Consider the following 12,543-nt stretch of genomic DNA (forward strand, 5'->3'; position numbering starts at 1 on the left):
GCCTACTTTCGGACGGTTCCTGACATGCCCAAGAGGTCACGTCGTGACGGCGAGCCCGCCGCGCCGCCGCGGGCCGACACGCCCGCGTCGGGACTGACGGCCCAGGAGCGGAAGGCGGCCGAACGGCGGGCCCGCTACCAGCGCAAGCGGCGGATCATCCGGACCGGCCAGGTGCTGATGGCGGTCGGCGTGGTCGTCGCGCTGGTTCACTGGCTGGCGCACCTGGAGACGTTCGGCGGCCAGCCGTCGGGGCTGGTCGACCTGGTCGCCGGCTACCCGGCCGCGGCGGTGGTCTTCCTCGTCGGGGCCGTGGCCGCGGGCCAGCGGCAGTAGCAAACCGCCCAGAACCGCCAGGCCGGCCGACCGCGTCGGTCCGACGTGCCTCAGTGGTTTCGTCGAATGTGTTCCCTGATAGCCGCCGATCTGCCCGGTAGATGGCCGCCGAGCCGTGACACCATCGCAACGTCCGGAGATGCGCGACGGCGCACTCCGCATGGGCGGGCGGGTGATGGAGGCGGAATGGAGCTGTTCGGCGACCTCGAGGCCGAGGTGATGGACCGGATGTGGGCACGCGTGGAACCGGCCACCGTGCGCGACATCCTGGAGGAGCTGCAGCAGGCTCGTCCCATCGCCTACACCACGGTCATGACGGTGATGGACCGGCTCTTCCAGAAGGGCTGGCTCACCCGGGAGCGGGTCGGCCGCGGGTACGTCTACGCCACGACGCTCACGCGCAGCGAGTACACCGCCCGGCAGCTGAACGAGGTGCTGTCCGGCACCGACAACCGCGGGATGGCGCTGCTGCACTTCGTCCGGTCGATGGACGCCGCCGAGGCCGAGGCGCTGGGCGACGCGCTGCGCTGGCGGGCCCAGGAGAAGGGCACCGACTGACGTGGCGGCCCCGCTGCTGACCGGCTACATCCTGATCATGCTGTTCCTCGCGCCGCGGCTGCTGCGCGCCGCCGGCTGGACCCGCAGGGCACCGAGGCTGGGCATCGGCGTCTGGATCGCCGCATGCCTGTCCGCGGTCGCCGCGGTCTGCCTCGTCGGCGCCCTGCTGGTCGTGCCACTGCTGACCGTCGGCCACGCGATCATCTCGCTGGCCATGGCGTGCGGCATCTCGCTGCACCACGTCTCCCGCACCGCCTTGTCGCTGGCCATGGACGCAGCCGGAGTCGGTGTCCTGGCGGTGATCGCGGTGCGCATCCTGTACGCAACGGCGACCGTCGCATGGCCGCAGCGGCGGTTGCGGCGCCGGCACGCCGCCGCGCTGCGGATACTCGGCCGTCGCCACCCCACCCGCGACGACATCCTCGTCGTCGAGCATCCCGTCCCGGCTGTCTACTGCCTGCCCACGCGGCGTCGCATGGTCGTCGTCTCCGAGGGCGCCCTCGCGCTGCTCGACCCGCCGATGCTGGACGCCGTGATCGCCCACGAGCACGCCCACCTGCGCGGCCACCACTACCTGATCACCACCATCACCGCGGTACTCGCCCGGGCCTTCCCCAGACTGCCCCTGTTCACCGCCGCCGACGACGAGGTACGCCGCCTGGTCGAGATGGCCGCCGACGACAGCGCCGCCCGCCGCACCACCCCACGTACCGTCGCCCGCGCCCTGCTCGACCTGGTCGCCGGCCAGGTACCCGCGCCCGCGCTCGGGATGGCCGGCGTCGGTGCCGCCGAACGAGTGCGCCGTCTGCTCGCCCCCAGCCGTCCCCTCAGCCTGGCCGCGCGCTACCTCGCCGCCGCCGGCGCCGCCGCACTGCTACTCCTGCCGGTCGCCGTGCCGACGGTGCCAGCCCTCGTCGACGACGCGACCCACTGTCCCCCGGCCGCCATCGCCGCGGACGTCGCGGCACACGCTCCGCGCGCTGATCTCGCAGCCTGGCACGAGCACGCAACCGAACATTGATCGCCGCGACCTCGACAGGGCCATCTTGATGCGGTCGGCCAGCTTCTGCCCGTCTGCTGGGCCACGCCGGCCTGCGCGTTCGACGGCGGTGGCGAGACACGATCGACCGGTCAGGGCGCCATCGTGCCGCCGGGCTGGTTGATTCCGGTCTCAAAGGCGAAGATCACTGCCTGGATTCGGTCGCGGAGGCCGAGCTTGGCCAGGAGCCGCTTGGCGTGGGTGCGGACGGTGGACTCCTCGACCACCAGCCGGTTCGCGATCTCGCGGTTGGACAGACCCTGCGCCATCAGCTCGAGGACCTCGCGTTCGCGGCGGGTGAGCTCGGCGAGCTCCCGCGTCCCAACCAGCTCCGGGACGGGGTGCCGGGCCATCCTGTCGATCACCCGCCGGGTCACCGACGGCGACAGCAGCGCGTCGCCGGCCGCGATGGTATGCACCGCGGCGATGAGCTCCTCGGGGCGGGTGCGCTTCAACAGGAAGCCCGAGGCACCGGCGCGCACGGCGCCGAACACGTAGATGCCGCTGCTCGAAGGTGAGCGCTTGCCGTGGTAGCTCGTGAGTTCGTCGCATCGGGGCAGGTCGTCTGTCTGTTCGACCACGGCTGGCAGCCATTGCTCCCATGAGCCTGGCCATGCTCCTTGAGGGTGGCGGAGTGGCATGTGGGAGCCGGCGAGTGCTGGACGCCCGTGGGGCGGGGCGTAGCGGACGACATGGCGTCTCCGATACGGGTCGAGGAGAGTCTCGCCAACGAGGTGACGCCGTAGTTCTCGTCGTCCCCTGGCGGGCGCTCGCCGTGTCCGGTCCGATGATCGACGGCTGGCCGAGGTCGCCGACGACCGGGGTACCCGTCAGCCGTCGGGCTCAGTGCGCCGCGACGTCACGACCGTCGCAAGATCTTCAGGCCGTTGTGGATGCATGTACCTGTCCGCCTGCTCCACAGCGCGAACGGGGCCGGCTCTGCTGGACGAGGCGATCCATCTCACCTTGGCGTTCCAGCTCGCCGGATACCGCCACGTCGTCGGAATGCTCTGGTCGGTGTCGGACGACGGGTCGGTTTCGCTCGTGGACGACGTCTACGCCGCGGTGAAGTCCATCGGCGGCGACGCCGTCCGCGCGGTGCGCGCCGCCCGGTCGCGGGGAATCGGGGAAGCGAGGCAGGCCCCGGTGGCGTGGCGGACCGCCGAGGCCCTGGCCGCTGCTGGTCAGGGTCGCGGCCGACTCCGGCGCCCGACGAGGAGAACTGGCCTGCCTGCGCCGCGGCGATCTCGACGGCCGCATTCTGACCATCGGGCGAGGGCTGTCCGCGGGGGAGCTCGGCCCGACGAAGTCGAAACGCACCCGCCGTCTCACCCTCGGCCAGACCACCAACGACATGATCAACAGGCATTTCGAGACCTGGACCGCACGCGCCGGCACCCCGAACGCCGACTGGATCTTCACAGCGTCACCCGACCGCAGCACCTTCATCACCGCGGACGCGCTCTCGCACCGGTTCCGCCGCCTCGGCCGAGCCGCCGGCGTCGAACGGGCCGCGCTACACCGGCTCCGCCACGGCGTCGCCACCTACCTCGTCGGCAACGGCAAGCTCCTTACTGACGTTGAACTCGCGGGGTGCCGGTTATGGGGGTTCGAGTCGGCGGCTACCGCACCCGAGCCTGGTCTTCGCCTGGGCCAAGAAGGCGCGGCTGGTGCGGGTAAGCCAGAACCGCATCGACGACCGCGCACGCACGGTACACGTCGTCGTAGGGGTTCCCCCGCGACGTCTGCGAGCATGGTGGGTGTGCGTTTGCTGGAGGACTCGACGGGTCGCGCGCGATGACGCGCTCCGTACCAGGGCCTGAACGAGATCGCGACGACGGCGGCCGGGCGCGGAACGCGCGGCCGCGCGACAAGCTGGGCAGGCCGCTGCCACGCGGCGCCGAGGGGGTCGTGTGGCAGTCCGAAGTCGTGGGGTACTCGCCGGATGAGGCCTTGACGGCGGCGCAGCGGCTGCTCGATGCGGGGATGCCGTTCCACGCCCACGAGGTCCTGGAAAACACCTGGAAGACCGCGCCACCCGACGAGCGCGCATTGTGGCGGGGATTGGCTCAGTTCGCGGTCGGCCTCACCCACGCGGCGCGCGGCAACGCTAGGAGCGCGGTGGCGCTGCTGTCGCGGTCGGCTGATGCCATCGCCCCGTACGCGGCCGCCGCGCCGCATGGTATCGACGTCGTCGGGCTGGTTGCGTGGGCGCGCGCGCGAACGGGGGATCTCGCTCCGGACGCGACCCAGGCTCTCCGGCCGCCGCCGCTGCGCCGGCACCGCCCGCGCCCCGCCCTTCCCGGGTGAGCGTCCGGGCGGCCAGCTCGGCGCGGAAGCCAGGGCGCGCCGCCCCCGGCCGTGACGAGGCTCGTTCTCGCGGTCCGGCGCCAGCGCAGGCCCGATCCACCGCCGCAAGATCCTGGGAGGCGCGATCAACGAGCGCCGTCGCGCCGCCCAACCCGACAGCGAAGCCGCAGGCTACACCGCCAAATCGAGTTCTGGCTCGCTACAGGTCGATCCCTGAGCTCGGCAGAACGGCACGCGAGGCCGTGCAGTGGGCCACCCTCGGTAGAGAATCATTCTCCGCCCGGCTGCAGGTGGTCAACAACCGCCCCAAGGTGCACGACACTGAGTTCATCACCTCGGACGGGAACATCGACTGTGACAACTCAGAGGTCCAGGCGGAGAAAACCCGGCACGTGCCGATCCGGGACACCGACCCGACGACTCAGAGCACCACCTGCTTCGTCAAGAACTACACCGGCCCCACCGCCCACGACCCTTGCGTCGGCATGACGTGGTTCACCGTGCACCTGGACTTCGGCTTCCACCCGACCACCACCACGTGCGCTGGTGAACAGCCGTGGGAGTTGTCCGCGCACCCCTACCAGGCCCGCTCCGGTGACATCATCGACCTGGGCGGCGCCACCCACACGGTCTCCCAGAGCGCCGTGACGTGCACGGCGAACAACTTTGAGAACACCAGCTTCACCGTGTCCTCCGACAACATCCTGATCCCGATCACCCCAGGCGAGGATGTCGAGTAAAGCCCAGGCCCGCCTCGGCCACCGCAACCCCGCCACCACCCTGCGCCACTACTCCCACGCCACACCGCTCGACGACCAGGACATCGCCGACGACCTCGACCCGGCTTCCGCAGCATGTGGGCACACAGGCAGCCGGAAACCATGTGTGACCTGCGGGAACGGTAGCCATCCCTATAGCTGTAGGGATGGCGACGCTTTACAGGGATGACAGGCAGCGCGCACCCCGCGGCAGAGGGTCGCTGCGTGAGCGGTCTCCCGGTGTGTGGGAGATCAGGGTCGTGGTCGGCTTCGACCCGGCGCGGGGCCGTAGCGTGCAACGCTCCTTGCCTTCACTCTTCACCTTGCGCTGGTCCTGACCGTCCGCGCCCCCGAGACCGCTGCCGCCCTGCTCGTCGATCTGTTCGGAGTTTCCGCGTAGAGCCCCTCGACCGGCCGTTCCCGTCCGTGCTCGGCGCCCCGGCGACCCTGGCCGCTGTGCGGGTTCCCGCGCTGGCGGTGGTCGCCGTCGCCGCGCTCGTCGAACGTGATCACCGTTGCCGCTCCGACGCTGGCCCTCCAGTTCGTCGGAGGGCGGGCAATCCGCGCCGCGGCCCGCAGATCACGACGGGGCGATGGCGCGAAAGCGGAAAGTTCTCCAACGCGTGTCTATCCGCGGTTCCGTGAAACCAGCGGTCACCAGGCGAGGAGCTAAGGTGCGTGGGTTGACCAGATGCATGGTGTCACCGATGTGCGCTACCGCGAACAGCGGGCCCCACCGGCTATCGGAGCCGGCGAAAATACCTCCCGGCCGAAGCACACGCCCAGCCTCGGCGAAGAGCCGGTTCTGCAAGGGCGTGGTCGCCACATGATGAAGCATGGTGAAGCAGACCACCACGTCGAACGACTCGTCGGGGTACGGGAGGTCGGTGGCGTCCGCGTGTAGGACCTCCACGTTGGGGAGGCGCGCCGCCAATGCGCTCGCATCCGCCGTGTCGTACTCGACTGCGGTGAGTGACCCGGCACGTGGCAACAGCCAGTTCGTCGTCTGTCCTGGTCCGCTGCCCAGTTCGAGCACGCGTTGGCCCGTGAGCCGCACATCGGCAGTGGCCCATGGCAACAGGTCGGTGAGGTGGCACGCCCACCGCCTGGAACGGCAGTAGATGCGATGGATGGGATTCACAAGAAGCCCCCTATCCGGTGGATCTCGTCGCAGCGTCCAGGTTCGACCAGCCGTCGAAGCCGCGTCGACTACGTTGCATAGTAGGTCGTGGGTGGCGGAGCGCGAGCCGGTGTCATGGGGCACGCAGGTCGGTCGCGTTGTGGGTGACGGCGTCCGGCCGAGGAGCGATGGGCGAGGTGGCGGATTCCGTTGGCCGAGGCGCGGCGCGGGGCCACCTTCACACCCGCAATCGGCTCGACAGCACACGACCGTACGGGTACGACGAGGGGGTGAGCGCGGTACCGGTGTCCAAGGGCGGCTCACCGGCGCTTAAGTTCTCGTGCGTCGGGCGGTAGCCCGGTTCGGGTAGGACGGCGGCCGGCGGGTTATCGATCGCCGTCATCCCGCTCGGCTGGCACTTCTTACTCGTGATACCTCTGGTTTCGCTGTTCCGCCTTCTGGTGGAAGGAGGCGGCCTCTCGGACGCCACCGCCCCGCGTCGCGCTCTCGACACCCGCGGCCGGGAATATCGGGATCGACCTGTCCGATCAGTAGCCGCGGTGGCCGCACCCCGACCCCATCCGCCCGCCCGGTGCTCGTCCCGTTGGGCCCGGTCTTAGCCGTCGCTGGCCGCCTGCTCGCGCTAAGGCGCGAGAAGACGGCCCGACGCGGAAGTCGCGGTACCCGCTACCGGGAGGACCGGGGCGATCGCTCGGGCCGGGGCGAGCCGGGGCGGGGTGCCGGGGCGGTGAAGGCGGCCAGCAGGGTCGTGACCAGGTAGGACGCCGCGTCGGCCGCCTCCAGGCGGCCGTTGTCGACGTCCTCGGCGGCCGCGTGCATGAGGCTCATCGCGACCGTCACCAGCCAGGACGTGGGCAGGTCGTCGCGGAACACGCCGGCCTGGCGCCCGTGCTCGATCAGGGCAGCGACGGGGTCCAGGACCCGGTCGTGCACGTCCCTGATCCGTTCCGGCGGCAGCTCGCGCTGCGCCGCGTGCAGCACGCCGCGGAACTGCTCGACGATCCGCCAGGACGACGTCACCAGGCTGGCGAGCGCCTGGGCGGGGTCGTCGGCGAGGTCGACGCTGTCCAGCGTCGCGTGGGCCGACTCGATCGCCCGGACCAGGACGGCGTCGACCAGCTCGGCCCGGGTCTTGAAGTGGCCGTAGAGGGTGATCCGCCCGACGCCGGCCGCGGTGGCGATGTCCGCGACGCTGACGTCGGCGTCGCGCCGCAGGCACTGTGTGGCCGCGTCGAGGATCGCCTCGACGTTGCGGCGCGCGTCGGCCCGCTGTGCGCGCGGCCTGGCCGAGCCGGTGCTCGCGGCCGCCGTGGAGTGGTCCGGCACCGACTCCACCCGCACTGACCGCTCCCGCACTGACCGCTCCCGCACCGAGCCTCCCGGTCGTCGCCCGTAAACCTGTACTGGCATGTACGAGTTCCATGATAGCGTTCCCGGTACCCGTACATTTCTGTTCAAGTTAGCGGAGGTTGGGATGACGGCCGTGGACTCGCCCGCGGCGACACCCGGTGTCGTCGCGCCGCGGCGCTGGCTGGTGCTGGGGCTGCTCGCGACGGCCCAGCTGATGCTGGTGCTGGATGTGACGGTGGTGAACGTCGCGCTGCCAGACATCGGCGCCGGCCTGCGGCTCTCCCGCGGCGCCGTCGCCTGGGTGATGACGGTCTACACGCTGTTCTTCGGCGGCCTGATGCTCGCCGGCGGCCGCCTCGCCGACCGGTTCGGCGCGCGCCGGCTCGCCCTGGTGGGGCTCGTGTTGTTCACCGCGTCGTCGGCACTGACGGGGACAGCTCAGTCGGCCGCGGCGCTGCTCGTGGGCCGGGCGCTGCAGGGCGCGGCGGCCGCGGTGCTGTCGCCGGCGGCGCTGGCGACCGCGCTGGCCGTCTTCCGCGGCCCGGCGCGCCAGCGGGCGCTGGCGGTCTGGTCGGGGCTGGCGGGCATCGGGTCCGCGCTCGGAGTCGTGCGCTGCAGCACGGGCACGGCTACGGGGCGCTACGGACGGGCCTCTGTTTCCTGCCCGCGGCAGTCGCCACCGTGGCCGGCGCCCACACGGCGGGGCAGCTCCTCACCCGGCTCGACGCACGGATCGTCGCGGTCGTGAGCTTCGCGCTCGCGGCGGTCGGCTACGGGCTGCCCGCGCTGTTCGGCGGCGCCGGTTTCCTCGTGGCCGGGCTCACCGTCGCGGCGCTCGGCATCGGCGCGATCTTCGTGACCGCGTTCACCGCCTCGCTCGGCGACGCGGAACCGGCCGAGGCGGGCCTGCGCTCCGCGATCGTCAACACCTTCCACGAGCTCGGCGGGGCCGCCGGGGTCGCGGTGCTCTCGAGCGTCGCCGGCACCGCCCTCGTCGTGGCGCGCCCGGCGGCGGACGCCTTCTCCGGTGCGTTCACGGTCGGCGCGGCCGCGGCACTCGCCAGCGGGCTCGCCGCGGCTCTGGTCGTGCCGCGGGCCCGGCGACTCCCGACGGACGCCCGGCCCATGCACTGACTCGCGCGGGGCAACCCGCCGCCGCCACGGGCGTCTCGCTCTGCCCCGAAGCCGTCGCCGCCCGCGGCTTAGCCCGCCGTCCGGATTCAGGCGCATCCGTCTGAGTCCTATCTTGTACAGAAAGGTTCAAGTTAGTGACAACGCTCGGACGCTCCACGTCACCCACGAACCAAGGAGAAGCACGCGTGTCCTCGTCCGTCGAGGAAGATCCGCTCGGGCGGCCAGGGCCCGCCCGCCGCGGGCTGTTCGGACGCGTCGCCCGGTGGTCGACGTCGCATCGCCGCATGATCGTGGCCGGGTGGCTCGTACTCCTCGTGGCGGGCTTCGGGATCTCGGCCGCCGCCGGCACGCGGTTCGACAACGCGCTCTCGCTGCCGGGCAGCGACTCACAGCGCGCGACGGATATGCTTGCCAGGAACCTGCCGGCCGAGGCCGGGGACGTCGACCAGATCGTCCTCACCGCGGACGAGGGCGCCGTCACCGACGCCGCCGTGCACGCCGCCGTCGCGCCGATGTTGGAACGGGTCGCGGGGCTGCCCCACGTAGCGTCGGTGATCTCGCCTTACGAGGGCGCGGACGGCTCGCTCGCGATCTCGAAGGACCGGCGAACGGCCTATGCCACGGTGGTGTTCGACGACGCCGCCGAGGCGATCCCGCACGAGGCGATCCAACGGGTCGTCGACCGCGCGCGGGAGATCCGGTCGCCCCAGCTCGACGTCGAGGTGGGCGGCGCCGCGATCGAGCAGCTCAACCGTCCGTCGGTCGGCCCCGCCACCGCGATCGGCGTGCTGGCCGCGATGGTCATCTTGTTCCTGACGTTCGGCTCGCTGGCGGCGACGAGTCTGCCGATCGCCACGGCGCTGGTCGGGCTCGGGGTCAGTTCCGGGCTCATCGCGGCGGCCTCCCGCGTCCTGACGGTGCCAGACTTCGCCGAGCAGATCGCGATGATGATCGGGCTCGGCGTCGGTGTCGACTACGCCCTGCTCGTGGTAACGCGCTTCCGGGAGACGTACCGGCGCAACGGCGGCGACAACCAGGACGCGATCGAGGTCGCCATGGACACCGCCGGCCGGTCCGTCGTCTTCGCCGGCCTGACGGTCGTCATCGCGCTGAGCGGTCTGTACGCCGTCGGCATCAACCTGCTGTCCGGGGTCGCGGTCGCGGCATCGCTGAGCGTCCTGTTCGTCCTGGCCGGCGCGGTCTCCCTCCTGCCCGCGCTGCTCTCGTACGTCGGGCCGCGCGTCGCGCGCCGCAAGCGCCGAGCCGTGTTCCCGCGGCGCAGGAGCGGCGCCGTGCCACTGGGGCGCAAGGGCGGCGCCGTGCCACTGGGGCGCAAGGGCGGCGCCGTGCCCGCGGAAGGCGGCGAGACCCTCGCCGGTCGATGGGTGCGCGGCATCCAGCGGCGCCCGGCCGTGGCCGCGCTGGCGGCGGCCGCCGCGCTGGTGGCGCTGGCCGGCCCCGCGCTCGACCTTCGGCTCGCCTTCAGCGGCGCGAGCACCGACGCCTCGTCGAGCACGACCCGCAAGGCGTACGACCAGCTCAGTGCGGCGTTCGGCGCCGGTTCCAACGGGCCCCTGGTCGTCGCCGTGACCCTGCCCGGAGCGGATGTCAGCACCGTCACCGACAGGCTGGGCGCGCGCCTGGCGGATGTGCCGGGTGTCGCCGCCGTCGGGCCGGCCCGGATCAACCCGGCGCGCGACACCGCCGTCATCACCGTCACGCCGGCGTCAGCGCCCTCGAGCGAGCAGACCAAGGACCTGGTGGGCGAACTGCGCGGCGACGTCATCCCGGCCGCTCTCGGGGCCACCCCAGCCCAGGCCCACGTAGGCGGCTACACGGCGGCCTCCGTGGACTTTACCCAGCGGCTGTCCAGCAAGATGCCGCTCTTCGTCGGCCTGGTCATCGGCGTGGCGGCGCTTCTGCTCCTGCTCGTCTTCCGCTCCCTGCTGATCCCGCTGCAGGGCGCGGTCATGAACCTGCTCTCCATCGGCGCCTGTCTCGGCATCCTTCAGGCGATCTTCGAGCGAGGGTGGTTCGCCGGCCCCCTGAACGTCCAGCAGTCGGTCGTCGAGCCGTTCATGCCGATCATCCTGTTCGCCATCGTCTTCGGGCTCTCGATGGACTACGAGGTGTTCCTCGTCGCCCGGATCCAGGAGGAGTGGTCGCGCGACGGCGACACCGCGGCCGCGATCCGCCGCGGCCTCGCCAGCACCGGCCGGGTGATCACGGCCGCCGCGGCGATCATGGTGACGGTCTTCGCCTCGTTCGCGCTCAGCGGGGGCCATGTCCTGCAGCTCTTCGGCATCGGCCTGGCCAGCGCGATCTTCCTCGACGCCGTGGTCATCCGGATGGTGCTGCTACCCGCGACGCTGACCCTCCTGGGCCGCGCGACCTGGTGGCTGCCGGGCTGGCTCACCCGTGGCCTGCCTCGCCTCGCGGTCGAGGCCCCGGACACGGCGGAGCGGACGACGGAGGTTCCGGTCGCCAGCTGACCGGCGGGGCCGCCGGGCACATGCCGGTCTCGTCGGGTTCGGCACCGGGCCGACCGGGTGAGCGCGGCCGTGAGCACGATGGCCGCGGCGAGGGCGTACGAGCTGATGCGTAGCGTCCAGGCGTCGCCGGGCAGGTCGGTGAACAGGGAGATGTACAGGGGGTAGGCGGCCGCGGCCACGGCGAGCCATTCCAGCCGGCCGGCGAGGACGGCGACGAGGGCATGGCCGCCTTCGCCCGCGACCCGCTGCGCGGGTGACGGCAGGCGCTTTCTGGAGGGCGCGGCGTCAGCGCGGGTCGGTGGGTTCCTTCCAGCCGTCGGGCGGTCCGAGCTCGGAGGCCTCGGGGCCGAACGCGGCGCGGTAGCGGGCGGCGATGGGGGCCCAGCGCTGGCCCGGTGCCCAGGGCTCGCCGCCGGCGAGGTGGGTGGCGAGCAGGTCGAGGCACTCGTGCCAGCCGGCGCCGTCCCGGGCGGCCTTGCCCAGCGGGGTGAACTCGGCGACGAGTGTCAGTGCGCACCAGCCGGTGCCCCCGTCGTCGTCGGCGGCGGTGGCGAGCTCGAAGCGCAGGATGTCGTCCGGCCCCCAGCGCAGCTCCAGTACCGCCGGCGGCTCGAACCGCAGCATCTCACCGGTCATCGCGGGAAGGTCCTGGTCGGGGAACGGGAACGTCAGCGCGGCGCCGGCGGCCCGGTCGCCGACGATGCCGGTGGGGAACCATGCTCGCAGGTCCCGCGGGTCGGTCAGGGCGCGCCATACCCGCTCGCGGGGATGGCGCAGCAGTCGCTCGTAGCGGAGCCGGGCGCGGTCCCCGACGCGTTCGAGCGTTCCCAGCCGTTCGGTGGTCGCCGCCATGCGGTCCTCCTGGTGTTCTCAGTGGCCGTCGGCCGTGGTGTCTCGGTGCTCCGTGGTGCCCCGGTGCTGGTCGCCCTGGTTCTCGGCCCGCGCCGTCTCGTCCAGGTGGCGTTCGAGGGCGTCGAGGCTGTCGGCCCACAGGGCGCGGTAGGGGGCGAGCCAGTCGTCGAGGGCGCGCAGGGGCGCCGGCTCGATCCGGTAGACCCGGCGCTGCGCGTCGATCCGGCTGGATACGAGGCCGGCGTCGCGCAGGACCCGCAGCTGTTTCGACGTCGCGGGCTGGCTCATGCCCAGCGTGGCGACAAGGTCCCCGACCGACTGCTCGCCGGTCCGCAGCGCGTCGAGGATGCGCCGCCGGCTGGGCTCCGCGATGATCGCGAACACTGTCTCCACGCCTGGAATATACTCTGATGGTTATATGCCTGGCAAGATATGTAGGCGGGTCGTGAACGGGGTTGCCATCGATCATGTGACCGTGTGTAGGAACGACAGCGCCGGCGGACTCTCCTGGTCGGTCGGTCCGACGAGCAGGCCAGGCACGCCCGCGGGAACTTCAGCCAGACCCGGTCGGAGGCG

Annotated in this window: 14 protein-coding genes and 1 pseudogene; 10 read left to right on the top strand and 5 right to left on the bottom strand. The window is 72.0% G+C overall.

The annotated features are described in order from the left end of the window. The first annotated feature begins 24 nt into the window (after nt 1-24). From BCD48_RS06150 to BCD48_RS06160, 3 genes are all read left to right on the top strand, one after another. Complete coding sequence (locus BCD48_RS06150) at nt 25-333, top strand: hypothetical protein (RefSeq protein WP_198543114.1); 309 nt, start codon at nt 25-27, stop codon at nt 331-333. A 186-nt stretch (nt 334-519) separates the two neighbouring features. Further along, entirely contained in the window at nt 520-891 is a 372-nt protein-coding gene (locus tag BCD48_RS06155) for a BlaI/MecI/CopY family transcriptional regulator (protein ID WP_071047327.1), read from the top strand. Between the two features lies 1 nt (nt 892). Beyond that, complete coding sequence (locus BCD48_RS06160; protein ID WP_083418240.1) at nt 893-1,912, top strand: M56 family metallopeptidase; 1,020 nt, start codon at nt 893-895, stop codon at nt 1,910-1,912. Between the two features lie 110 nt (nt 1,913-2,022). On the opposite strand, the gene BCD48_RS06165 is transcribed toward BCD48_RS06160, so the two are convergent. Then, complete coding sequence (locus BCD48_RS06165) at nt 2,023-2,511, bottom strand: LuxR C-terminal-related transcriptional regulator (protein ID WP_241841549.1); 489 nt, start codon at nt 2,509-2,511, stop codon at nt 2,023-2,025. A 316-nt stretch (nt 2,512-2,827) separates the two neighbouring features. Here BCD48_RS06165 and BCD48_RS56405 point away from each other — a divergent pair. The 4 genes and pseudogenes from BCD48_RS56405 to BCD48_RS06175 all read left to right on the top strand — a co-directional run. Further along, nucleotides 2,828-3,025: pseudogene (locus BCD48_RS56405) on the top strand (CHAT domain-containing protein); the annotation flags it as partial. Between the two features lie 85 nt (nt 3,026-3,110). Beyond that, nucleotides 3,111-3,731, top strand: a complete 621-nt coding sequence (locus tag BCD48_RS56410) for a tyrosine-type recombinase/integrase (protein WP_491677118.1) — start codon at nt 3,111-3,113, stop codon at nt 3,729-3,731. Nucleotides 3,732-3,883: 152 nt separating this feature from the next. Beyond that, nucleotides 3,884-4,240 (top strand): DUF309 domain-containing protein, encoded by a 357-nt coding sequence (locus BCD48_RS06170; RefSeq protein ID WP_241841551.1) that lies wholly within the window; start codon nt 3,884-3,886, stop codon nt 4,238-4,240. A gap of 242 nt (nt 4,241-4,482) precedes the next feature. Then, on the top strand, nt 4,483-4,980 hold the full coding sequence (locus BCD48_RS06175) for a hypothetical protein (protein ID WP_131803815.1): 498 nt from the start codon (nt 4,483-4,485) through the stop codon (nt 4,978-4,980). A gap of 598 nt (nt 4,981-5,578) precedes the next feature. Here BCD48_RS06175 and BCD48_RS56415 read toward each other — a convergent pair. Together BCD48_RS56415 and BCD48_RS06185 are read right to left on the bottom strand one after the other, a co-directional pair. After that, nucleotides 5,579-6,442, bottom strand: a complete 864-nt coding sequence (locus BCD48_RS56415) for a methyltransferase domain-containing protein (RefSeq protein ID WP_491677116.1) — start codon at nt 6,440-6,442, stop codon at nt 5,579-5,581. Nucleotides 6,443-6,805: 363 nt separating this feature from the next. Further along, nucleotides 6,806-7,510 (bottom strand): TetR/AcrR family transcriptional regulator, encoded by a 705-nt coding sequence (locus BCD48_RS06185; protein WP_241841553.1) that lies wholly within the window; start codon nt 7,508-7,510, stop codon nt 6,806-6,808. 103 nt (nt 7,511-7,613) lie between these two features. Here BCD48_RS06185 and BCD48_RS52055 point away from each other — a divergent pair, with 103 nt between their 5' ends. The 3 genes from BCD48_RS52055 (at nt 7,614) to BCD48_RS06200 (ending at nt 11,115) form a co-directional block, all read left to right on the top strand. Next, nucleotides 7,614-8,237 carry an MFS transporter gene (locus tag BCD48_RS52055; RefSeq protein WP_071047330.1) on the top strand — a complete coding sequence of 208 codons (624 nt, stop codon included), beginning with the start codon at nt 7,614-7,616 and terminating at the stop codon, nt 8,235-8,237. Continuing rightward, entirely contained in the window at nt 8,234-8,623 is a 390-nt protein-coding gene (locus BCD48_RS52060) for an MFS transporter (protein WP_198543115.1), read from the top strand. Before BCD48_RS52055 ends, BCD48_RS52060 begins: the two co-directional genes overlap by 4 nt. A 185-nt stretch (nt 8,624-8,808) precedes the next feature. Then, nucleotides 8,809-11,115, top strand: a complete 2,307-nt coding sequence (locus tag BCD48_RS06200; protein WP_198543116.1) for an MMPL family transporter — start codon at nt 8,809-8,811, stop codon at nt 11,113-11,115. Nucleotides 11,116-11,400: 285 nt separating this feature from the next. Here BCD48_RS06200 and BCD48_RS06205 read toward each other — a convergent pair whose 3' ends face one another. Then, a complete protein-coding gene (locus BCD48_RS06205; RefSeq protein ID WP_071047333.1) occupies nt 11,401-11,967 on the bottom strand; it encodes an SRPBCC domain-containing protein in 567 nt (188 codons plus the stop codon). An 18-nt stretch (nt 11,968-11,985) separates the two neighbouring features. Further along, nucleotides 11,986-12,360 (bottom strand): ArsR/SmtB family transcription factor, encoded by a 375-nt coding sequence (locus BCD48_RS06210; protein ID WP_071047334.1) that lies wholly within the window; start codon nt 12,358-12,360, stop codon nt 11,986-11,988. Nucleotides 12,361-12,543 lie beyond the last annotated feature (183 nt).

Source organism: Pseudofrankia coriaricola, assembly GCF_001854805.1.
In the GTDB taxonomy this organism is placed as follows: Bacteria; Actinomycetota; Actinomycetes; order Frankiales; family Frankiaceae; genus Pseudofrankia.